The following is a 20,766-nucleotide window of genomic DNA, read 5'->3' as shown; positions in this document are numbered from 1 at the left end:
GTCGTCCTCCGGGTCAGCAGCGCTCGAGAACTGTGGCGACGCCCATGCCGCCGCCGATGCACAGGGTCACCACGGCCCGGCGCAGGTCGCGGCGCTCCAACTCGTCCAACGCCGTACCGAGCAGCATCGCTCCGGTCGCGCCGAGCGGGTGGCCGAGCGCGATCGCGCCGCCGTTGACGTTCACCCGGTCCGGGTCGAGGCCCAGGTCGCGGACGTATTTGAGCACCACCGCGGCGAACGCCTCGTTGATCTCGAACAGGTCGATGTCGTCGACTGTCAGCCCGGCTACGGCCAGCGCCTTGTGGGTGGCGGGGATCGGGCCGGTCAACATCAGCGTCGGGTCCGCGCCGGTGACCGCCGCGCCGACGATCCGGGCGCGCGGGGTGAGGCCGAGATCCCGACCAACCTGCTCCGAACCGATCACCGCCAGCGCCGCGCCGTCCACGATGCCGGACGAGTTGCCCGCGTGGTGGACGTGCTCGATGGCCTCCAACCAGTGGAACTTCTGCAACGCGACCGCGTCGAAGCCGGCCGCCTCACCCATCGTGGCGAACGACGGGGTGAGCTTGGCCAGCGCCTCCCGGGTGGTCTCCGGGCGCGGGTGCTCGTCGACGGTGAGGATGTCCAGCCCGTTGCTGTCGCGGACCGGCACCAGCGAGCGGGCGAAGTATCCGCCGGCCATCGCCTTGGCGGCACGCTCCTGCGACCGCAGCGCGTAGCCGTCCACGTCGTCGCGGGTGAAGCCCTCCAGGGTGGCGATCAGGTCCGCGCTGACGCCCTGTGGCACGAACGACGTGGCCAGCGCGGTCTGCGGATCGGTGGCCCAGGCCGCCCCGTCGGAGCCCATCGGCACCCGGGACATGGACTCGACCCCGCCGGCGAGCAGCAGATGCTCCCAACCGGAGCGGATTCGCGCGGCGGCGGAGTTGACCGCCTCCAACCCGGAGGCGCAGAACCTGTTGAGCTGCACCCCGCCGACCTGGTCCGGCAGCCCGGCCAGCAGCGCGGCCGCCCGGGCCAGGTCGCCGCCCTGCTCGCCGACCGGGGTCACGATGCCGAGCAGCAGGTCCTCCAGCCGGCCGACGTCCAGGCTCGGGTTGCGCTCCCGCAACGCGTCGATCAGGCCGACCACGAGGGAGATGGGCTTGACCCCGTGCAGCGCGCCGGTGTCCCGGCCGCGTCCGCGCGGGGTGCGGACCGCGTCATAGACGTACGCCTCAGAGGGCACGGGCGATCAACTCCTTCATGATCTCGTTGGTGCCGCCGTAGATCTTCTGGACGCGGGCGTCGGCGTACATCCGGGCGATCGGGTACTCCGTCGTGTAGCCGTAGCCGCCGAAGAGCTGAAGGCACCTGTCGACGACCTCACACTGCCCGTCGGTGAGCCATGACTTCGCCATCGCCGCGGTGGCCACGTCCAGGTCGCCCCGGGTGTGTCGGACGATGCAGTCGTTCAGGAAGACGCGGCTGACCCGCGCGCGGGTGGCGCACTCGGCGAGCACCATCCGGGTGTTCTGGTGACCCATCAGGGGCTTGCCGAAGGCGGTGCGTTCCTTGGCGTACGCGACGGTCAGCGCGACCGCCCGTTCCATGGCGGCGACCGCGCCGACACCGATGACCAGCCGTTCCTGCGGAAGCTGCTGCATGAGCTGGACGAAGCCCAGCCCTTCGGCGCCGCCGAGCAGGTTGGCCGCCGGCACCCGGAACTCGTCGAAGAACAATTCCGCCGTGTCGTTGGCGTGCAGGCCGATCTTGGACAGCAGCCGGCCTCGCCGGAAGCCCTCCGGGTCACCGCCCACCTCGCAGACCAGCAGCGAGACGCCGGCCGCCCGCTGCTCGGGGTCGGTCTTCACGGCCACGATGACCAGGTCGGCCAGGCCACCGTTGGTGATGAACGTCTTCGCGCCGGTGACCAGGTAGTCGTCGCCGTCGCGGACCGCCCGGGTCCGCATCGCCTGAAGGTCCGAGCCACCGTCCGGCTCGGTCATCGCGATGGCACCGACCAACTCGCCGCTGCACAGGCCGGGCAGCCAGCGCCGCTTCTGCTCCTCGCTGCCGTACGCCACCAGGTAGCCGGTGACGATGCCGCTGTGGACGGCCAGGCCCAGACTGCTCTCCCCGGTGTACGCCTGCTCGTGCAGCAGCACCGCCTCGTGGGTGAACCCGCCGCCTCCGCCGCCGTACTCCTCCGGGACCGACAGGCCGAGCAGCCCCAGCTCACCGGCGCGCCGGTAGTGCTCGCGGTCCGGATGGCCCTGCTCCTGAAGGCGGTCGGCGTGCGGCAACACCTCCTTGGTGAAGAAGGTGCGGGCCAGCTCGGCCAGGTCGTCATGCTCCGGCTCGCGCCACTGTGAGGGGGAGCCGTCGGGCGGGGGGGTCGGCATGTGCACCACCCTCGCGCGCTGTTGGCAGCATGTCAATAAGTCGTGATCGGCTCTCGGCGCCTCGGTCGTCGGGGTGTTCCGGAACCGCAGCCGGCACCGCCAGGCGGGATCCGCCAGGCCGGCTGGAGTTACGGCAGCACGAGCTCGCCGGCCCTGGCCTAGACGTCGTCGATCATGGAGTTGTGGTGCTTCACAAAGAGGGAACGCGCGACCATATCGCCCACCACAACTTCATGATCGACGGTGGTCCGGGCGGCACGCGGGCCGGGAAGGCTGCGCGCCGACGGGGAGGCATCGATCGCCATGGCCGTTTGCGCGGAGATCTTGGACAGTTTCCGTTACGAGCTAACGGAAACTGTCCAAGATTGCGGGAACTTGCCCCGCCGCGAGGCGTGCGCCGTGCGGAGCGCGGGGTTGTGTGGGTGCATCAATCGCGCGAACCCGCTGTTGTCAGACACCACGGGCGGGCGGCGAGTGGGCGGGCGCCAGGCGGGGCGGGCGAACTACTCGGCCTCGTCGCCGTCGGTGGGGCGCGGCGGGCGGTGCTCGGCGATCCACGCCTCCACATCAGCACGCAGCCACACCTTCATGCCGCGCAGCTCCTGATAAGGCTTCGGGAAGGTCGGCCGCATGGCGATCTGCTGGAACCGGCTCCGGGAGACGTTCAGCCGTTGACCGATCTCATACGGCCCCATCAGCTCGCCCGGCCCGTCGTCTCCCACACCTGGAACCTATGCACGGTCGCCCATCCCTGATCGGGGGTCCCCAAATGGGGGTCCCCGAACGGTTGACACTCAGCCGAAAGTGGCTGAGGGTGGTTGGAGCGTGTCGTTGCGTCGTCGATTGGGCGGCGTGGGTGGTCAAAGAGGGGTGAGCGTGGTGGATCAGGCGACGGAGTTGGCGTGGTTGCGGGAGCGGGTCGGGGGCCTGGAGACAGCGCTGCACTGTGCGCGGAGGGAGTTGTTCGATCTCCGGTGTCGGCTGACGTTGATCGGCCGGGTGGTTCAGGACGTCGACCGGGTGCAGCGAGCGCCCGGGGTGGCCCTGGGTGCGATCAACGCGGCGCTCTACTCCGAGGCGTCCAATCTGCGCCACCTGGGCCGGCACCTGGTCCGGCGTCGCCGGGGCCTGCGGTGATCACTTGATGCTGAGTAGCTCAGCGGCAGCCGTGACGACTACTGAGCATCAAGTGATCAAGGTGAGGAACGGCGGCCGACCGGTGGGCTGTCGATAGGGTCGGGCAGATGAGTGTCGAGACGGCTCCGCGCCGCCGCCGTTTGGAGCCGGACGCCCGGCGTGGGCAGATCCTGGCCTGCGCGGTCCGGCTGTTCGGTGAGCGCCCGTACGTGGACGTGTCGACCACCGACGTCGCCCGCGAGGCTGGTGTCGCTCGCGGCCTGGTCAACCACTACTTCGGTGCGAAGAAGGACCTCTACCTGGAGGTCGTCCGGGTCATGGTGACCATCCCCGAGGTTGCTCTGGAGCGGCTGCCCAAGGGTGATCTGCGGACCCGGGTCGACGCGAGCGTCACCTGGTTCCTCGACGTGGTTTCCCGGCACAGCACCTCGTGGCTGGCGGCGGTCACCGCTCGGGGGATGGGCGGCGACGCCGACGTGGAGCGGGTGCTCGCCGAGGCCGAGGAGGTCGCCGCGGACCGCATGCTGGTCGCCGTCGGGCTGGCCGGCGAGGCGGAGCACCGCGAGGAGTTGCGCGGGATGGTCCGGGCGTACGGGGGTCTGGCCACCTCGACCGCCCGCGAATGGCTCCAGCGTGGCGCGCTGACCCGCGCCCAGGTGCACCTGCTGCTCACCACGACCCTGCTGACCATCGTCGAACAGGTCATCCCGCAGGTCCTCGCCGACGAAGAACCGACGCGACCAGAGCGCTGAACGCCGAGGCCGTCAAGCGCTGAACGCCGGGGCCGCTCAGCGCTGACCGCCGTCCGCCGAAGGGCACCGGCCGCTCAGGCGGCCCGTCGGTCGCCGGCCTGGCCGGTACGAGCCGCCGGAGCGGGCTGGCCGGCATGCGCCGCCGGTGCGGCCTGGCCGGTACGAGCCGCCGGGGCGGCGTACCGGTCGGCGGCCTGCGCCGGATAGGACTCGGGGCGTACCACCCGCAGCGGCCGGTCCACCTCGTCGGCACCGAACCGCCAGCGCGACGGTGTCGGCTGCCGCTGCGGTGCCGGGCCACCGGGGCGCAGCCCGGGCCGGGACAGCAGCACGGTGATCAGGTAGCCGACCACCAGGAAGCCGTGGCTGATCAGCCGTTCCCCGCCCACCGAACCGGTGGCCAGGTCGTTGACCGACAGCAGCAGCAACGTGCCGACGAACGCGCTGAGCATCGGCAGCAGCCCGGCGGGCGGGCTGCGGCGCAACGCCACGAACAGGAAGCCCGCACCCACTGCCACGTTCCACGCCGCCGACTCGTGCCACAGGTGCTGGCCGGTGGGGTGCAGGTGGTCGGCGGTCGCGCCCCGGCCGACCTGGGCCAGGCCGAGCACCAGTTGCACCGCGCCGAGCAGCCCGAGCGCCGACCGCAGGCCGGCGACGAGCGGGCCACGTCCGAACGCCGCGCGCAACCCGGCGGCGAGCTGACCCCGTCCGGGCACCTTTCGCAGGCCAGCGACCAGCGGGCCACGCCGCCACCGTGACCGGCGGGCCGGGGTCGCGCTGGCGGCGGCAAGGATCGCCTCCGTCCGGTCGGGCACCTCAACGACCAACCGGGTACGAACCCGACGGGTCACCGCGGCCGCAGCCGTGAACCAGGCCCGGCAATCGGCACACCCGTCGAGGTGCCCCTGCACCGCCGCCAGTTCGGCGGCGGTCTCCTCCCCGTCCAACTGCGCGGACAGGACCTCCCGCCACTGCTCACACCCCATGTACCGGTAGTCGCTCTGGCAGCCGCTCCGGTTCCCGGCGACGGTGACCTGTTGTGGAATACTCGCCGGATCATGACGCGTTACGGCCTGCTGATCCTGCCCGCCACCAACCGGGTGTACGCCCGCGCCGCAGTCGACCTCACCCGGGCCGAGCTGGAGATCTTCGGCCGCTCGGCGCTCGACGGCCGGATCGGCGAGCTGGACACCGAGGTCGTCGGAGGGGCGTCCTACATCACGTTCACCGGCGACGGGCTGACCGAGCGTGACCTGGCCGTCCTGGGCAACCTCTCCGCCGGGTACGCGTTGTTCGAGATCGTCGGTGAGCTGTTGCGGCCGATCGAGTGGAGCCGTCTGGACCGCTACGACGACGATCTGCTCACCATTCAGAAGTACCCGGGCAAGACCAACGAGCAGTTCACCAAGCTGCTGCTCAACGTCACACTGCTCGCCTCGGACTGGGCCGCCGAGATGACCAGCCGCCGGTTCCGGGTGCTCGACCCGCTCTGTGGTCGGGGCACCACCCTCAACCAGGCGCTGATGTACGGCTTCGACGCCGCCGGGATCGAGCGCGACCAGAAGGACGTCGAGGCGTACCGGGCGTTCGTCACCACCTGGCTGAAGCAGAAGCGCGTCAAGCACCGGGTGCTGGAGTCGGGGCCGGTGCGGCGGGAGCGCAAGGTGGTCGGCCGGCGGGTACGGATCGAGGTGGCGCCGACCCGTGAGGAGCACAAGGCCGGCCAGACGCAACTGCTGGACGTGGTCAACGCCGACACCACCCGCTCGGCGGAGTTCTTCCGCCCGGAGACCGTGGACCTGGTCGTCGCCGACGCGCCGTACGGCGTGCAGCACGGCAGCCGTACCGCCGGGCAGGGGTTGACCCGCGACCCGCTGGCGTTGCTCGCGGACGCCGCACCGGTCTGGGCCCGGTTGTTGCGTCCTGGCGGTGCGCTCGGAATCTCCTGGAACACCCACGTCGCCAGTCGGGACGACGCGGCGGCGGCGTTGGCCGACGCCGGCCTGACAGTGGTCGACGACGAGCCTTACCGCGCGCTGCGGCACCGGGTGGACCAGTCGATCATGCGCGATGTGCTGGTGGCGCGCCGCCCGGCCTGACCCCCGGCCTCGCCCCTCCGCCCCTGCGCCGCGCCGTGCGTCACCCCATCGGGGTCGCGCACGGTCTCGGCCTCGCCCTTCCGCCCCTGCGCCGCGCCGTGCGTCACCCCATCGGGGTCGCGCACGGCCTCGTGCGTCCTTTGCTCTGCACCCGCGGAGGCGACACTCACTGTCCGTAGCTGGTGCCTCCGCGGGTGCAGAGCAAAGGGGTGGACAACTGGTCTCGACCCCCCGGACCGCCGAGGGTCTGTGCCGCATCTCACCTGCTCAGTGGGCGGGCGTGAAAACCACGTCAAGAAAAGGTTCGCCCCCGTCATGGTCGCGTTATGACCCCTGCCGATCGGCGGGTGGTGGGGCTTTGATTGCCCGGCGCGACCGGAAGGCGGTCGCGACGAACCTTTCCGGCTGAGGAGTCAGCGTGTCTGACGTGGTGTTCGTGGTCCTGACGGTGGTGCTGTTCGCAGTGCTCGCCCTGGTTGTCCGGGCGGTGGAGAAGCTGTGAACGCGGTAAACGCCGTCGGTCTGGTGCTCGCGGTCGTGCTGGGCGCGTTCCTGGTGTTCGCCCTGTTGTTTCCGGAGCGCTTCTGATGACCATGACAACAGCGGGCGTCATCTTCGTGTTGACGCTGGTGGCGGCCCTGGTCGCCGTATACAAGCCGTTCGGCGACTACATGTTCCGGGCGGTCTCCGGCACGAAGCAGTCCCGGGTCGAGCGGGGCATCTTCCGACTGGTCGGGGTCAATCCGGCAGCCGAGCAGACCTGGGGCGTGTACGCCCGCAGCGTGCTGGCGTTCTCCGCGGTCTCGATCCTGTTCCTGTACCTGTTCCAGCGGGTGCAGAACCACCTGTGGTTGTCGCTCGGGTTCGACCCGGTGGTGCCGCACGGCGCGTGGAACACGGCCGTGTCGTTCGTGACGAACACGAACTGGCAGTCGTACTCGGGTGAGTCGACGATGGGCCACCTGGTGCAGATGGCCGGTCTGGCCGTGCAGAACTTCGTGTCGGCGGCGGTCGGCATCGCGGTGGCTGTCGCGTTGGTACGCGGCTTCGCCCGCAGCCGTACCGGGCAGCTCGGCAACTTCTGGGTCGACCTGACCCGGATCACGCTGCGGATCCTGCTGCCGATCGCGGTGCTCGGCGCCATCGCGTTGATGATCGGCGGGGCGGTGCAGAACCTGTCCGCCGGCACCGACGTGAGCACGCTGACCGGCGGCACCCAGACCATCACCGGCGGCCCGGTCGCGAGCCAGGAAGTGATCAAGGAGCTGGGCACCAACGGTGGTGGCTTCTACAACGTCAACAGCGCGCACCCGTTCGAGAACCCGACCACCTGGACGAACTGGCTGGAGATCTTCCTGATCTTCCTGGTCCCGTTCAGCCTGCCCCGGGTCTTCGGCCGGATGGTCGGGCAGAACCGGCAGGGCTACGCCATCGCCGCGGTGATGGGCATCCTCGCGTTCCTCAGCGTCGCCATCACCAACATCTTCGAGCTGGCCGGCCACGGCACGGTGCCGCAGGCGGTCGGCGCGGCGATGGAGGGCAAGGAGGTGCGGTTCGACGTGTCGAACTCGGCCACCTTCGCCGCCGCCACCACGCTCACCTCGACCGGTGCGGTGAACTCGTTCCACGACTCGTTCACCTCGCTCGGCGGCATGATGGCGATGGTCAACATGATGCTCGGCGAGGTCGCGCCGGGCGGCACCGGTTCAGGGCTGTACGGCCTGCTCATCCTCGCGGTGATCACGGTCTTCGTGGCCGGGCTGATGGTGGGTCGCACTCCCGAGTACCTGGGCAAGAAGATCGGGTCCCGCGAGATCAAGTTCGCCTCGCTCTACTTCCTGATCACGCCGATCCTGGTGCTCGTCGGTACGGCGGCGGCGTTCGGCACCGGCAACAACTCGACGGCGCTCAACGTCGGCCCGCACGGCCTCTCCGAGGTGCTGTACGCGTTCACCTCGGCCAGCAACAACAACGGCTCGGCGTTCGGCGGCATCACGGTCAACACCACCTGGTGGGACACCGCGCTCGGGTTGTGCATGCTGCTGGGCAGGTTCCTGCCGCTGATCTTCGTGCTCGCGTTGGCCGGCTCGCTGGCCCGCCAGGCACCCACCCCCGCGTCCGAGGGCACCCTGCCGACCCACCGACCGCTGTTCATCGGCATGGTCGTCGGCGTCACAGTGGTCCTCGTCGCGCTGACCTTCCTGCCCGCGCTCGCGCTCGGTCCGCTGGCAGAGGGGCTCTGACCATCATGAGGAACGAGGACATGTCCGTCACGTCCGCCCCAACAGAGCAACTCCCCGGTACGCCCGCCACCCAGGGCAACCGGACCGGTGGAGGGCTGCTCGACCCCAAGCAGTTGATCCGGTCCCTGCCGGACGCGGTACGCAAGCTGAACCCCGCCACGATGTGGCGCAACCCGGTGATGTTGATCGTGGAGGTCGGTGCGGCCTTCACCACCGTCCTGGCGGTGGCCGACCCGTCTGTGTTCGCCTGGGCGATCACCATCTGGCTCTGGCTGACGGTGGTCTTCGCCAACCTGGCCGAGGCGGTCGCCGAGGGACGGGGCAAGGCCCAGGCCGCGACCCTGCGGCAGGCGAAGAAGGACACCATCGCCACCCGGCTGATCGACTGGAAGCCGGGCGCGCGGGCCAACACCTACCGCGACGAGGCGGTGCCAGCGCCGGACCTGCGTCAGGGCGACGTGGTGCTCGTCGAAGCGGGCGGCATCATCCCCGGCGACGGTGACATCGTCGAGGGCATCGCCAGCGTCGACGAGTCGGCCATCACCGGCGAGTCGGCCCCGGTCATCCGGGAGTCCGGCGGCGACCGCAGCGCGGTCACCGGTGGCACCAAGGTGCTCTCCGACCAGATCATCGTGAAGATCACCCAGAAGCCCGGGGAGAGCTTCATCGACCGGATGATCGCCCTGGTCGAGGGGGCCAACCGGCAGAAGACGCCGAACGAGATCGCGCTGAACATCCTGCTCGCCGCGCTCACTGTCATCTTCCTGCTGGCCGTGGTCACCCTCCAGCCGCTGGCCATCTTCTCCAAGGCGTATCAGGCGGCCGCGCCGGACAGCGGGGCGATCACCGGTTCCGGTGTCACCGGGGTGGTGCTGGTCTCGCTGCTGGTCTGCCTGATCCCCACCACCATCGGGGCGCTGCTCTCCGCCATCGGCATCGCCGGCATGGACCGCCTCGTCCAGCGCAACGTCCTGGCCATGAGCGGCCGGGCCGTCGAGGCCGCCGGCGACGTCAACACCCTGCTGCTGGACAAGACCGGCACCATCACGCTGGGCAACCGGCAGGCCGCCGAGTTCGTCCCGGTCGAGGGGGTCGACGCCGCGACGTTGGCCGACGCCGCGCAGATCTCCAGCCTGGCCGACGAGACCCCGGAGGGGCGCTCGGTGGTCGTCCTGGCGAAGAACGAGTTCGGGCTGCGCGAGCGCGAGCCCGGCGTGATGCCGCACGCCACCTTCGTACCGTTCACCGCGCAGACCCGGATGAGCGGCGTCGACCTCACCCCGGACGCCAGCGTGGACGCCGGCGCGGTGGGCACGGCCCGCCGGGTCCGCAAGGGCGCCGCCGCAGCGGTGATGAAGTGGGTACGGGAGAACGGCGGCCACCCGACCGAGCAGGTCGGCGAGATCGTGGACGCGATCAGCGGCACCGGCGGCACCCCGCTGGTCGTCGCCGAGCACGTCGACGGTGCGCCCGCCCGCGCCCTGGGCGTCATCCACCTCAAGGACGTCGTCAAGTCCGGCATGCGCGAACGGTTCGACGAGATGCGCCGGATGGGCATCCGCACCGTGATGATCACCGGCGACAACCCGCGTACCGCGAAGGCGATCGCCGACGAGGCCGGGGTGGACGACTTCCTGGCCGAGGCGACGCCGGAGGACAAGCTCGCGCTGATCAAGCGGGAGCAGGAGGGCGGTCGGCTGGTCGCGATGACCGGTGACGGCACCAACGACGCGCCGGCGCTCGCCCAGGCCGACGTCGGGGTGGCCATGAACACGGGCACGTCGGCCGCCAAGGAGGCCGGCAACATGGTCGACCTCGACTCCGACCCGACCAAGCTGATCGAGATCGTGGAGATCGGTAAGCAGTTGCTGATCACCCGTGGCGCGCTGACCACGTTCAGCATCTCGAACGACATCGCGAAGTACTTCGCGATCATCCCGGCCATGTTCGCCGGCCTCTACCCGAGCCTGGACGCGCTGAACATCATGCGGCTGGCCAGCCCGGAGTCGGCGATCCTGTCCGCTGTCATCTTCAACGCCCTGGTGATCATCGCGCTGATCCCGCTCGCACTGCGAGGCGTGCGATACCGGCCGGCCGCCGCGTCGAAGCTGCTCAGCCGCAACCTGCTGGTCTACGGACTGGGCGGCATCATCGTGCCGTTCATCGGGATCAAAATCATCGACCTGCTCATCCAGTTCATCCCGGGGATTTCGTGATGCGCCTACCCACCTGGATCGCCCAACACCTCGCCGCGCTGCGCGCCGTACTCGTCTTCACGGTGCTGCTCGGCCTGGTCTACCCGCTGGCCCTGGTAGCGCTCGGTCAGCTACCCGGCCTCAACCACAAGACCGACGGTTCGCTGATCTCCTCGGGCGGGACGGTTGTCGGCAGCGCGCTGATCGGCCAGTCCTTCACCGACGCGGACGGCAACCCGATCGCCCGGTACTTCCAGTCCCGCCCCTCCGCCGCCGGCGACGGCTACGACCCGAGGGCCACCTCGGCCAGCAACCTGGGCCCGGAGAGCGTTGTCGACACCATCGCCACGGACCCGGAGGAATCCAGCGAGAGCCTGCTCACCCAGGTGTGTGGGCGCAGCAAGTCGGTCGGCGAACTCAACGGCGTCGACGGCCGGCGCCCGTACTGCACCGACGACGGGATGGGCGCCGTGCTCGCGGTGTTCCGCGCCGACGGCCTGACCGGCCCGATCACCCGGGTGGTCAGCGTCAACCAGGCAGCCCCGGCCACGCCGTTCGTCAGCGAGTACCAGGGCGTGACGGTGGAGCCGGCCCAGCCTGGCGAGGACTACGTGGCCGCCGGCGGGGTGATCACCCCGATCCGGGGCGACGCGCCCGCCGACCCGGCGGTGCCGGCCGACGCGGTCACCGCCAGCGCCAGCGGCCTCGACCCGCAGATCAGCCCGGCGTACGCCGAGTTGCAGGTGAACCGGGTCGCGCGGGAGCGCGGCGCGGACCCGGCGGCGGTCCGCAAGCTGGTCAAGGAGCACACCGACGGGCGGGCGCTCGGCTTCATGGGTGAGCCCGGCGTGAACGTGCTGGAGCTCAACCTCGCGCTCGACAAGCAGTTCGCCGCACGCTGAGCACGCGCGCGGGGCGGGGCCGTGCCCACCGGGCGCGGCCCCGCCCGCCAATCTGACCAGGGAGGATGGTCCCCGTGCCACGCGGAGAACTGCGCATCTATCTGGGGGCCGCCCCCGGCGTCGGTAAGACGTACGCCATGTTGGAGGAGGCCCAGCGGCGGGCCACGCGCGGCACCGACGTGGTGATCGGTTTCGTGGAGACCCACGGCCGTCAACACACCGCCGCGATGCTCGGTGATCTGGAGCAGGTGCCCCGCCGGACCATCGACTACCGCGGCGCGGAGTTCACCGAGATGGACCTGGACGCGGTGCTGGCCCGCCGACCACAGATCGCCGTGGTCGACGAGCTGGCGCACAGCAACGTGCCCGGTTCCCGGCACGACAAGCGCTGGCAGGACGTCCAGGAGCTGCTCGACGCGGGGATCGACGTGCTGTCCACCGTCAACGTGCAGCACCTGGAGTCGGTGAACGACGTCGTCGCGCAGATCACCGGCACCACCCAGCGGGAGACCGTGCCGGACGAGATCGTCCGCGCCGCCGAGCAGGTCGAGCTTGTCGACATGACCCCGGAGGCGCTGCGCCGGCGGATGGCGCACGGCAACATCTACCGACCCGACAAGATCGACGCAGCGTTGGGCAACTACTTCCGGGTCGGCAACCTCACCGCGCTGCGCGAGCTGGCGCTGCTCTGGCTGGCCGACAAGGTCGACGAGCAGCTCGACCGCTACCGCAGCCAGCAGGGCATCGCTGCCACCTGGGAGGCCCGGGAACGGGTGGTGGTCGCGCTGACCGGCGGCCCGGAGGGCGAGACGCTGATCCGCCGCGCCGCCCGGGTCGCGGCCCGCAGCAAGGGCGCCGACCTGCTCGCCGTGCACGTGGCCCGCAGCGACGGCCTGGCCGGGGCTGACCCGGCCCAGTTGGCCCGGCAACGGGTGCTGGTGGAGAGCCTGGGCGGCACGTACCACCAGGTGCTCGGCACCGACGTGCCGGCCGCGCTGCTGGACTTCGCCCAGGGCGTGAACGCCACCCAGTTGGTGCTGGGGGCCAGCCGGCGGGGTCGCCTCGCGCAGGTCTTCGCGCGGGGTGTCGGGGTGACCACCACAGCGCTCTCCGGCTCGATCGACGTGCACCTGGTCACCCACAAACAGGCCGGCAAGGGCCGGAGGGCGGCGGCCGTACCGGCGGCGCTGTCCCGACGCCGCCGGCTGCTCGGCTTCGGTCTGGCGGTGCTGGGCATGCCGCTGCTCACAGTGCTGCTGAAGACCCTGCCCGACCTGACGTTGACGAACGACATCCTGCTGTTCCTCGCCGGGGTGGTCGGGGTCGCGCTGGTCGGCGGGGTGTGGCCGGCCCTGGTCGCCGCGCTCGGCGGCTCGCTGCTGCTCAACTGGTTCTTCACCCCGCCCTTCCGCACGCTCACCATCGCCGAGGCGGACAACCTGCTCGCCCTGGCCGTCTTCGTCGGGGTGGCCCTGGCCGTGAGCTGGATCGTCGACGTGGCCGCCCGGCGTACCCGGGAGGCCGCGCGGGCCGCCGCCGACGCGCAGACCCTCGCCGCCGTCGCCGGTGGTGTGCTGCGCGGCGAACGTCCGCTGCCCGCCCTGCTCGATCAGCTCCGGGAGACCTTCGGGCTCCGCGCGGTGAGCGTGCTCGAGTTGGCCGAGGAGGCCAGCGGGCGACCGGGGCGGTCCCGCGAGGAGCACGCCTGGTGCGTGGTGGCGAGCGTCGGCGAGCAGCCGGCGTGCACACCCGACGCCGGCGAGACGGCGGTGCCGGTCGACGAGCGGATCACGGTCGTGCTCAGCGGCCGGCGGTTGGAGGCGGCCGACCGGCGCATCGTCGAGGCGTTCGCCGCCCAGGCCGCCGTCGCGCTGCGCCAGGAACGGCTCGCCGAGGAGGCCGCCACCGCCCGGCCCCTCGCCGCCGCCGACCGGATGCGCACCGCGCTGCTCGCGGCGGTCAGCCACGATCTGCGTACCCCACTGGCGTCCGCGAAGGCGGCCGTGACCAGCCTGCGCAGCCACGACATCGAGTTCGACGAGTCCGACCGCGAGGAGTTGCTGGAGACCGCCGAGGAATCGCTGGACCGGCTCGCCCGGCTGGTCGGCAACCTGCTGGACATGAGCCGGCTTCAGGCGGGCGTGCTGGGCATCTCGGCGACCGCGATCGGCCTGGAGGACGCCGTACCCCTGGCGCTTGACGAACTTGGCCCGGTGGCCGCGACGGTCGGCACTGACATTCCGGCCGACCTGCCGGCCGCCACCGCCGACCCGGGCCTGCTGGAACGGGTGCTTGTCAACATCGTCGCCAACGCGCTGCGGTACAGCCCGCCCGGTCAGCCGCCCACGATCACCGCGAGCGCCCACGCCGGCCAGGTCGAGCTGCGGGTGATCGACCGGGGGCCGGGCATCCCGGAGGACCAGTGGGAGCACGTCTTCCTGCCGTTCCAACGTCTCGGCGACCGGGACAACCAGACGGGTGTCGGTCTCGGTCTTGCCCTGTCCCGGGGGTTGGCCGAGGCGATGGGTGGCAGCATCACCCCGGAGACCACGCCCGGCGGTGGGCTCACCATGGTGCTGCGGCTGCCCGCCGCGCCGACCAGCTCGGAGGGGCCGCAGGAATGACGCGCATCCTGGTCGTCGACGACGAACCGCAGATCCTGCGTGCCCTGCGCATCAACCTGCGCGCCCGCCGGTACGACGTGGACGTTGCCGGCACCGGGGCCGCCGCGTTGAAGGCCGCCGCCAGCCACCCGCCCGACCTGGTGGTGCTGGACCTCGGCCTGCCCGACATCGACGGCGTGGAGGTGATCCGGGGCCTGCGCGGGTGGACCACAGTGCCGATCATCGTGCTCTCCGGTCGGGCCGGCAGCGAGGACAAGGTCGCCGCGCTGGACGCGGGCGCGGACGACTACGTCACCAAGCCGTTCGGCGTCGAGGAACTGCTGGCCCGCATCCGCGCGGTGACCCGCCGTCTCGGCGCGCCCAGCGAGGCGGTGCCGGCCCTGCGGATCGGCCAGCACACCGTCGACCTGGCCGACCACAGCGTGCGGCGCGACGACGGCACCGAGGTCAAGCTGACCCCCATCCAGTGGAGCGTGCTGGAGAAGCTGCTGCGTCACCCCGGCAAGCTGGTCAGCCAACGTCAGCTCCTCCAGGACGTGTGGGGGCCGGAATACCAGAACGAGACCAACTACCTGCGGCAGTACCTGGCCCAGCTACGGCGCAAGCTGGAGGACGACCCGGCCCGCCCCCGCCACCTCATCACCGAGCCGGGAATGGGTTACCGCTACCGGCCGTGAACCGTTGACACCCGCGCGAAGAGATTGAAGAATTTCGCTCGCAGCGGCAGCGGCGTGCTTCTGTAACCGTCCCCTCCACCGGTTACCCCTCGGGAGCCCGCCGTGTCCGTGCCTCTGCCCCTGTCCCGTCGTCGGCTGCTGGTCGCCGGCGGTGCCGGCCTCGTCCTGGCCGGTCTCACCGACCCGTTCCGGGCCGCCCCCGCCCGAGCCGCCGTCACCACCGCCGACCTTGTCGTCTACGGCGCCACCTCCGGCGGGTTGGCCGCCGCGATCACCATGCGCCGGCTCGGCCGTACGGCAGTGGTGGTGGAGCCCACCGGTCACGTCGGCGGGTTGAGCACCGCCGGGCTGGGCGCCACCGACACCGGCGTCCAGGCGTCCATCGGCGGGCTCGCCGCCGAGTTCTACCGCCGGGTGTACGTGAAGTACCACGGCGGAACCCTCACGTCGACGTCGCCACTGCGGATGACCTTCGAACCGCACGTCGCCACCGCCGTCTTCGCCGAGATGCTGGCCGAGGCGGGCGTGCCGGTGGTCGTCGACGCCCGGCTGGCCGGCCTGGGCCGAACCGGGAACCGGATCACCGAGCTGCGCACCGAGGACGGGTCGATCTACCGGGGCGGGGTCTTCGTCGACGCCACCTACGAGGGCGATCTGCTGGCCATGGCCGGCGTCGGGTTCACCGTCGGGCGGGAGTCCAACGACACCTACGGCGAGACGATCAACGGGGTGCAGTCGCGCAACACCCACCAGTTCGCCTACCCCGTCGACCCGTACGTGACGGCCGGCTCGCCCACCAGCGGACTGCTGCCGGGCATCTCCGCCACCCCGCTCGCCCCGCAGGGCAGCGGCGACGACAGGATCCAGGCGTACTGCTTCCGGATGTGCCTGACCCAGGCCGCCAACCGGATCCCGTTCGGCAAGCCGTCCGGCTACGACCCCATCCGGTACGAGCTGCTGCTGCGGCACATCCAGGCCGGCTACGCGGGACCGTACTTCACCACCCACTCGGTCGGTGGCGGGAAGACCGACTCCAACAACAACGGTGCCGTGTCGACCGACAACATCGGCTTCAACTACGCGTACCCGACGGCGAGCTGGGCGACGCGCGAGAGCATCATCGCCGAGCACCGCACGTACCAGCAGGGGTTGATGTGGTTCCTGGCCAGTGACAGCCGACTGCCGGCGTCGGTTCGCGACTCGACGGCCCGGTGGGGGCTGCCGGTGGACGAGTTCACCGGCACGGGCGGCTGGCCGCCGCTGCTCTACATCCGCGAGGCCCGCCGGATGATCTCCGGGTACGTGATGACCGAGGCCGACTGTCGGGGTCGGGTACGCGCCACCGACTCGGTGGGCCTGGCCAGCTACACGATGGACTCGCACAACTGTCAGCGGGTGGTCGTCGACGGCAAGGTGCGCAACGAGGGCGATGTGCAGATCGGTGTGCCGGCGCCGTACCCGGTGAGCTACCGCGCGATCGTGCCGCACGAGGCGCAGTGCGCCAACCTGCTGGTGCCGGTCTGCCTCTCGGCGAGTCACATCGCCTACGGCTCGATCCGGATGGAACCCGTATTCATGATCCTCGGGCAGGCCGCGGCCACCGCGGCGTCCCTGGCGCTCGCCGGGAACCTCGCCGTGCAGGCCGTCTCCGTGCCGGCCCTCCAGACCCGGCTTCGCCAGGACGGCGCGGTGCTGGAGTGGGGCTCCACCAGCGAGGTGATCCTGGACAACGCGTCGACCAGCGGGATCACCCGGGCCGGAACGTGGCTGCGCAGCACCAGCATCGGTGGTTACTACGGCGGGGACTACGAGCACGACGGCAACACCGCCAAGGGCGTCAACCGGCTGCGGTTCCGCCCGACGCTACCGGTCTCCGGGTCGTGGACGGTGCAGTTGCGCTGGACCGCTGACCCCAACCGGGCGAGCAATGTGCCGGTGGACATCGCGTATTCCGGAGGGTTGGTCACCCGGACCGTCGACCAGCGGCAGTCCGGGGGTCAGTGGGTACCGCTGGGCACCTACCCGTTCACGGCGGGCACGGAGGGGAGCGTGTTGATCCGCACCGAGGACACCGACGGCCACGTGATCGCCGACGCGGTGCGCTTCGTCCGGGCCTGACCGCTCGAAACGGCAGCGGTCTCCGGACGGGCGGCGGTCTCCGGACGGGCGGCGGTCCTCGGATCGAGCGGCGGTGCCACCAGCAGCGGGTCGACCTGGATCACCTCGATCCCGAGCGGGCGCAGCATGCCCCGCAGTGCCGACTCGCACAGCTCCTCCCAGGGCTGCTCCGCGCCCATGGCGGCGACCAGCAGCTCGGGGCGGGTGAAGGCGATGCCCACCCGTCGCCCCTGTGGGGAGCGGCCGGTCCGCACCGTCCGCACCAGCCGTCCCGGCAGGTCGCGCACCGGAACGGCGAAGATTATCGGGGCCTCGTCCATTGTCGGGTTGGTCCTTCCCGTTCGTGCCGCGGTTGCGGTTGCGGCTGTTCCCAGCGTGTCATCCGCCAAGGACTCATGGACCCATCGTCACCACCGGGCGACGGCGGTGCGCCAGTCGATACGCCGTTTCGACGGGCCATCGCCAGATCTTGACGCCGCGTTCACGCGGTGCGCTCTCCGGTCAGTTGCCGGAGAACCCGACGCCCACCAACCGTTCCGAGACGGCCCAGAGGCGGGCGGCGTCGTCGACGCTCCGGGCGGAACGGTAGACGGTCAACTCGGTCGGCGCCCCGGTGAACTGACCCAGCCCGTCCGGGCCGTAGAACCGGCCGCCCTGCGCCTGCGGGCTGGTGGCCGCGTACAGGGCGGGACGCAGCCCGGCCTCCACCGAGTGCACCAGGAAGCCCCAACGGGCCAGCCGACTCATCACCGTGTGGTGCAGCGAGGGCCGGCTGCGGCCAAGGTTGGGACCGGACGCGTACAGGTTCGTCATCGTGGTGCCCGGGTGGGCGACGTTGCTGACGATTCCCCAGCCGCCGGCTCGACTGCGCCGGTCCAGTTCCAGCCCGAACAGCAGGGTGGCGAGCTTGGAGGCGTTGTAGGCGCGGATCGACGCGTACCTGCTGTCGCTCTGCAGGTCGTCCCAGTCCAGCCGGCCGGAGCGGGCGGCACTGCTCGACATGGTGGTGACCCGCGCCCGCCCGGCGCGGAGCAGCGGCAGAAGCCGTCCGGTCAGCGCGAAGTGGCCCAGGTGGTTGGTGCCGAGTTGCAGCTCGAAGCCCTCCGCTGTGACGTGCCGGGTGGGGGGTGTCATCACGCCCGCGTTATTGATCATGAGGTGGATCGGCCGGCCCTCGCCCAGCAGCGTGTCGGCCAACGCGGCCACCGAGTCCAGCGAGGCGAGGTCCAGCTGCCGGGTCGACACGACGGCGCCCGGTGCGGCGGCCCGTACGGCGTCCAGCGCGGCGGCGCCCTTGGCAGGGTTGCGGACCGGCAGCACCACCTCGGCGCCGGCCTGCGCCAGCCGGGTGGCCAGGCCGAGGCCCAGCCCGTCGCTGCCGCCGGTCACGACGGCGAGTTTTCCAGTCAGGTCCGGAACGGTCAGGTCGAGCACGACATCCCCCAGGTCGACGGTGTCCTTCATCGGTCGTGGACAAGCCTGGATCGGTCGCCGGCCGGTACCCAGGGTGGCCTTGTCCAGGGATCACCGGTCCCTGGCTCGGGGAAGCTGCCGGCCGGGCCGACACGGGGAGTAGCGTTCCAGGCGGACCAAGATCGGCGTACGAGGAGGCACAGTGCAGACGACGACGGTGGACATCCCGACCGGTGACGGAGTCGCGGACGCATCCCTGAGCCGGCCCGACGGAGACGGCCCGTTCCCCGCGGTGCTGCTCTTCATGGACGCCTTCGGCCCGCGTCCACGCCTGGTCGAGATGGCCGAGCGGATCGCCGCCCGGGGCTACCTGGTGCTGACACCCCACCTGTTCTACCGGGCCGGCCGGGCGCCGCTGTTCGACCTGTCCCGGCTGGGCGACGCGGATCAGCGCGGCGCGCTGTTCCAGAAGATCATGCCGTTGGTCGGCGCGTTGACCCCCGAGGTGATCAGCCGGGACACCGCCGCGTTCCTCGATTTCCTGGCCGCCCGCGACGACGTCCGACCGGGAGCGGTCGCCATCACCGGTTACTGCATGGGCGGCACGAACGCGCTGCGGGCCATCGAGGCACACCCGGACCGCATCGCCGCGGTGGCGAGCTTTCACGGCGGGCGGATCGTCACCGAGGCGCCGGACAGCCCACACCTGGGCGTCGCCTCGATCACCGGCGAGCTGTACCTCGGGCACGCCGACGCAGACCAGTCGATGACGCCCGAGCAGATCGCCACGCTGGAGAAGGCGCTCGACGCCGCCGGTGTGCGCTACCGCTCCGAGGTGTACGAGGGCGCGCACCACGGCTACACCATGGCCGACACCCCGGCGTACGACGAGCAGGCCACCGAGCGTCACTGGGCCGCCCTGTTCGACCTCCTGGACCGCACAGTGCCCGCCAGCTGACGGGCGCGCCGGCCCGATCAGCGGCGCAGCAGCACCGGGCCGGCGTCGATGCGGGTGCGGAACAACGCGTACGGCTTGCGCCGCAGGTCCTTGCCCCGCTGGTACTGCGGCTGCCGGTGCAGTTGGTTGGCGGTGACGTAGAGGTAGCCGTCGGTGGCCACCGACATGGTGTCCGGCCAGAGCAGCCGTGGGTCGTGCACCAGGGTCTCGTACTCGCCGTCGGGCAGTCGACGGAGCACCCCGTTGTGCTCGTACGAGGTGAGGTAGAGCCGCCCCGCGTCGTCGCTCTCCAACCCGTCCGAGGCGGTGCCCCGGTCGCCCTCGTCGACCACTGTGGCGGCGACCGCCTCCTGGGTGACGCCCGGGTCGGCCAGCGCCTCGGTGGACACGCTGTGCAGGCGTCGGGACGCCAGCGGGCAGTAGTAGAGCCGTTCGCCGTCGGCGGAGATGGCGATGCCGTCGGAGCCCATGCTCACCGGCTTCGGCGGGCCGTCGGCCGGCCGTTCGAGGAACGGTCGGCCCTCCACCACCGGCCGGAACGACGTCAGCGGTTCCGCCTTTGTGGACGGGTGGTCGTGCAACCGCCGCCAGGAGGCCCCGCTGGCCAGGTCCACCACGATGATCCCGTTCGGCCCGGAGTCCGCCGAGTCGGTGATGTACGCGACCCCCGCCTCGCCCCGCCGCAGGTCGAAGCGGACGTCGTTGAGGTAGGTCGTCGGCAGCGCCACGTCCGCCGGGAAGGTGATCACTTGGGCGACCGTGTCCGTGTCCAGGTCGATCCGGACCAGCTTGGGGCCGCCCGGCTTGGTGGGCTGGAACATCGGGCTGCCGGTGTCCAGCACCCAGAGCCGGTCGGCCGGGTCCACCACGATGCTCTGCACCGAAACGAACGCACCCGCGTCGTTGTCGCCGGACGGGTCGTTCCAGGCCTGGTCGGGGTAGGGCACCTCCTGATCGTCGCGCAGCTCGACGACCGTGGCCGGCACCTCGTCGCCCCATTTCGGGAAGTTGACGAAGATCCGGCCGGAGTGCGAGACGCTCACCCCGGTCGGCATCGGGCCGGTGAAGGTGTGCACCAACTCCAGCTCGCCCATCGGCTCGTCGCCGACCGGCCCGTTCATGACGTCCGCCCCACGGTGCTCATCGCCCGCCCCTTCCGACCCGCCGGATGTCCCGCTCCACCGCTGCTATTCCCGCCCGGACGTCCGGTATGCGTCGCCAGTCAGCGGAGCCGGAAGGGACAGCGGAGCCGGAGGGCGGG

The 20,766-nt window shown here is 71.1% G+C and carries 19 protein-coding genes; 11 read left to right on the top strand and 8 right to left on the bottom strand.

Annotated elements, in window-relative coordinates:
• Nucleotides 1-13 precede the first annotated feature (13 nt).
• From ACGF3C_RS01570 to ACGF3C_RS01555, 4 genes are all read right to left on the bottom strand, one after another.
• Nucleotides 14-1,228 carry an acetyl-CoA C-acetyltransferase gene (locus ACGF3C_RS01570; RefSeq protein ID WP_393217734.1) on the bottom strand — a complete coding sequence of 405 codons (1,215 nt, stop codon included), beginning with the start codon at nucleotides 1,226-1,228 and terminating at the stop codon, nucleotides 14-16.
• Nucleotides 1,218-2,384: an acyl-CoA dehydrogenase family protein gene (locus tag ACGF3C_RS01565; RefSeq protein WP_393217732.1), complete on the bottom strand. Its 1,167-nt coding sequence runs from the start codon at nucleotides 2,382-2,384 to the stop codon at nucleotides 1,218-1,220. Before ACGF3C_RS01565 ends, ACGF3C_RS01570 begins: the two co-directional genes overlap by 11 nt.
• A 158-nt stretch (nucleotides 2,385-2,542) precedes the next feature.
• Nucleotides 2,543-2,689, bottom strand: coding sequence for a hypothetical protein (locus ACGF3C_RS01560; protein ID WP_357226219.1), 147 nt, complete (start codon nucleotides 2,687-2,689; stop codon nucleotides 2,543-2,545).
• A 198-nt stretch (nucleotides 2,690-2,887) separates the two neighbouring features.
• A complete protein-coding gene (locus ACGF3C_RS01555) occupies nucleotides 2,888-3,106 on the bottom strand; it encodes a hypothetical protein (protein WP_357226224.1) in 219 nt (72 codons plus the stop codon).
• 157 nt (nucleotides 3,107-3,263) lie between these two features.
• On the opposite strand from ACGF3C_RS01555, the gene ACGF3C_RS01550 reads away from it, so the two are divergent.
• Nucleotides 3,264-3,521 (top strand): hypothetical protein, encoded by a 258-nt coding sequence (locus ACGF3C_RS01550; protein WP_357226227.1) that lies wholly within the window; start codon nucleotides 3,264-3,266, stop codon nucleotides 3,519-3,521.
• 107 nt (nucleotides 3,522-3,628) lie between these two features.
• On the top strand, nucleotides 3,629-4,273 hold the full coding sequence (locus ACGF3C_RS01545; protein ID WP_357226231.1) for a TetR/AcrR family transcriptional regulator: 645 nt from the start codon (nucleotides 3,629-3,631) through the stop codon (nucleotides 4,271-4,273).
• Between the two features lie 74 nt (nucleotides 4,274-4,347).
• Here ACGF3C_RS01545 and ACGF3C_RS01540 read toward each other — a convergent pair whose 3' ends face one another.
• Nucleotides 4,348-5,262: a zf-HC2 domain-containing protein gene (locus tag ACGF3C_RS01540; RefSeq protein ID WP_393217728.1), complete on the bottom strand. Its 915-nt coding sequence runs from the start codon at nucleotides 5,260-5,262 to the stop codon at nucleotides 4,348-4,350.
• Nucleotides 5,263-5,334: 72 nt separating this feature from the next.
• Here ACGF3C_RS01540 and ACGF3C_RS01535 point away from each other — a divergent pair, with 72 nt between their 5' ends.
• The 8 genes from ACGF3C_RS01535 to ACGF3C_RS01500 all read left to right on the top strand — a co-directional run bounded on the left by ACGF3C_RS01535 (nucleotide 5,335) and on the right by ACGF3C_RS01500 (nucleotide 17,134).
• A complete protein-coding gene (locus ACGF3C_RS01535) occupies nucleotides 5,335-6,375 on the top strand; it encodes an SAM-dependent methyltransferase (RefSeq protein ID WP_357197426.1) in 1,041 nt (346 codons plus the stop codon).
• 498 nt (nucleotides 6,376-6,873) lie between these two features.
• Nucleotides 6,874-6,963, top strand: coding sequence for a K(+)-transporting ATPase subunit F (kdpF, locus tag ACGF3C_RS01530; RefSeq protein WP_036410889.1), 90 nt, complete (start codon nucleotides 6,874-6,876; stop codon nucleotides 6,961-6,963).
• Nucleotides 6,963-8,618 (top strand): potassium-transporting ATPase subunit KdpA, encoded by a 1,656-nt coding sequence (kdpA, locus tag ACGF3C_RS01525; RefSeq protein WP_393217725.1) that lies wholly within the window; start codon nucleotides 6,963-6,965, stop codon nucleotides 8,616-8,618. Before kdpF ends, kdpA begins: the two co-directional genes overlap by 1 nt.
• A gap of 20 nt (nucleotides 8,619-8,638) precedes the next feature.
• A complete protein-coding gene (gene kdpB, locus ACGF3C_RS01520) occupies nucleotides 8,639-10,834 on the top strand; it encodes a potassium-transporting ATPase subunit KdpB (protein WP_393217723.1) in 2,196 nt (731 codons plus the stop codon).
• The gene (locus ACGF3C_RS01515; RefSeq protein ID WP_393217721.1) at nucleotides 10,834-11,715 is read left to right on the top strand and encodes a potassium-transporting ATPase subunit C; all 882 of its coding nucleotides are present in this window, start codon (nucleotides 10,834-10,836) and stop codon (nucleotides 11,713-11,715) included. Before kdpB ends, ACGF3C_RS01515 begins: the two co-directional genes overlap by 1 nt.
• Nucleotides 11,716-11,789: 74 nt before the next feature.
• Nucleotides 11,790-14,339, top strand: coding sequence for a DUF4118 domain-containing protein (locus tag ACGF3C_RS01510; RefSeq protein ID WP_393217719.1), 2,550 nt, complete (start codon nucleotides 11,790-11,792; stop codon nucleotides 14,337-14,339).
• Nucleotides 14,336-15,016 carry a response regulator gene (locus tag ACGF3C_RS01505; RefSeq protein ID WP_357228997.1) on the top strand — a complete coding sequence of 227 codons (681 nt, stop codon included), beginning with the start codon at nucleotides 14,336-14,338 and terminating at the stop codon, nucleotides 15,014-15,016. Before ACGF3C_RS01510 ends, ACGF3C_RS01505 begins: the two co-directional genes overlap by 4 nt.
• A gap of 102 nt (nucleotides 15,017-15,118) precedes the next feature.
• Complete coding sequence (locus ACGF3C_RS01500; RefSeq protein ID WP_393217716.1) at nucleotides 15,119-17,134, top strand: FAD-dependent oxidoreductase; 2,016 nt, start codon at nucleotides 15,119-15,121, stop codon at nucleotides 17,132-17,134.
• On the opposite strand, the gene ACGF3C_RS01495 is transcribed toward ACGF3C_RS01500, so the two are convergent.
• Together ACGF3C_RS01495 and ACGF3C_RS01490 are read right to left on the bottom strand one after the other, a co-directional pair.
• Nucleotides 17,035-17,454: an SAV_915 family protein gene (locus ACGF3C_RS01495; protein ID WP_393217714.1), complete on the bottom strand. Its 420-nt coding sequence runs from the start codon at nucleotides 17,452-17,454 to the stop codon at nucleotides 17,035-17,037. The genes ACGF3C_RS01500 and ACGF3C_RS01495 overlap by 100 nt on opposite strands.
• Before the next feature lie 181 nt (nucleotides 17,455-17,635).
• Nucleotides 17,636-18,598 carry an SDR family oxidoreductase gene (locus ACGF3C_RS01490; RefSeq protein WP_393217712.1) on the bottom strand — a complete coding sequence of 321 codons (963 nt, stop codon included), beginning with the start codon at nucleotides 18,596-18,598 and terminating at the stop codon, nucleotides 17,636-17,638.
• A gap of 151 nt (nucleotides 18,599-18,749) precedes the next feature.
• Here ACGF3C_RS01490 and ACGF3C_RS01485 point away from each other — a divergent pair, with 151 nt between their 5' ends.
• Complete coding sequence (locus tag ACGF3C_RS01485; RefSeq protein WP_357229003.1) at nucleotides 18,750-19,505, top strand: dienelactone hydrolase family protein; 756 nt, start codon at nucleotides 18,750-18,752, stop codon at nucleotides 19,503-19,505.
• 17 nt (nucleotides 19,506-19,522) lie between these two features.
• Here the strand turns inward: ACGF3C_RS01485 and ACGF3C_RS01480 are convergent, their stop codons facing one another.
• On the bottom strand, nucleotides 19,523-20,626 hold the full coding sequence (locus ACGF3C_RS01480) for an L-dopachrome tautomerase-related protein (protein WP_357229006.1): 1,104 nt from the start codon (nucleotides 20,624-20,626) through the stop codon (nucleotides 19,523-19,525).
• Between the last annotated feature and the right edge of the window lie 140 nt (nucleotides 20,627-20,766).

The organism is Micromonospora sp. NPDC047762, assembly GCF_043204655.1.
Lineage (GTDB): Bacteria > Actinomycetota > Actinomycetes > Mycobacteriales > Micromonosporaceae > Micromonospora.
The sequence above is the reverse complement of the archived record's forward strand: the minus strand, read 5'-3'. Positions and strand labels throughout refer to the sequence as shown.

Excerpts from the sequence above, each read along its gene's own strand:
- ACGF3C_RS01565 (WP_393217732.1), bottom strand. The coding sequence starts at position 2,384 with ATGCCGACCCCCCCGCCCGACGGCTCCCCCTCACAGTGGCGCGAGCCG.
- ACGF3C_RS01560 (WP_357226219.1), bottom strand. The coding sequence starts at position 2,689 with ATGGCGATCGATGCCTCCCCGTCGGCGCGCAGCCTTCCCGGCCCGCGT.
- ACGF3C_RS01545 (WP_357226231.1), top strand. The coding sequence starts at position 3,629 with ATGAGTGTCGAGACGGCTCCGCGCCGCCGCCGTTTGGAGCCGGACGCC.
- ACGF3C_RS01540 (WP_393217728.1), bottom strand. The coding sequence starts at position 5,262 with ATGGGGTGTGAGCAGTGGCGGGAGGTCCTGTCCGCGCAGTTGGACGGG.
- ACGF3C_RS01535 (WP_357197426.1), top strand. The coding sequence starts at position 5,335 with ATGACGCGTTACGGCCTGCTGATCCTGCCCGCCACCAACCGGGTGTAC.
- kdpA (WP_393217725.1), top strand. The coding sequence starts at position 6,963 with ATGACCATGACAACAGCGGGCGTCATCTTCGTGTTGACGCTGGTGGCG.
- kdpB (WP_393217723.1), top strand. The coding sequence starts at position 8,639 with ATGTCCGTCACGTCCGCCCCAACAGAGCAACTCCCCGGTACGCCCGCC.
- ACGF3C_RS01515 (WP_393217721.1), top strand. The coding sequence starts at position 10,834 with ATGCGCCTACCCACCTGGATCGCCCAACACCTCGCCGCGCTGCGCGCC.
- ACGF3C_RS01505 (WP_357228997.1), top strand. The coding sequence starts at position 14,336 with ATGACGCGCATCCTGGTCGTCGACGACGAACCGCAGATCCTGCGTGCC.
- ACGF3C_RS01495 (WP_393217714.1), bottom strand. The coding sequence starts at position 17,454 with ATGGACGAGGCCCCGATAATCTTCGCCGTTCCGGTGCGCGACCTGCCG.
- ACGF3C_RS01490 (WP_393217712.1), bottom strand. The coding sequence starts at position 18,598 with ATGAAGGACACCGTCGACCTGGGGGATGTCGTGCTCGACCTGACCGTT.
- ACGF3C_RS01480 (WP_357229006.1), bottom strand. The coding sequence starts at position 20,626 with ATGAACGGGCCGGTCGGCGACGAGCCGATGGGCGAGCTGGAGTTGGTG.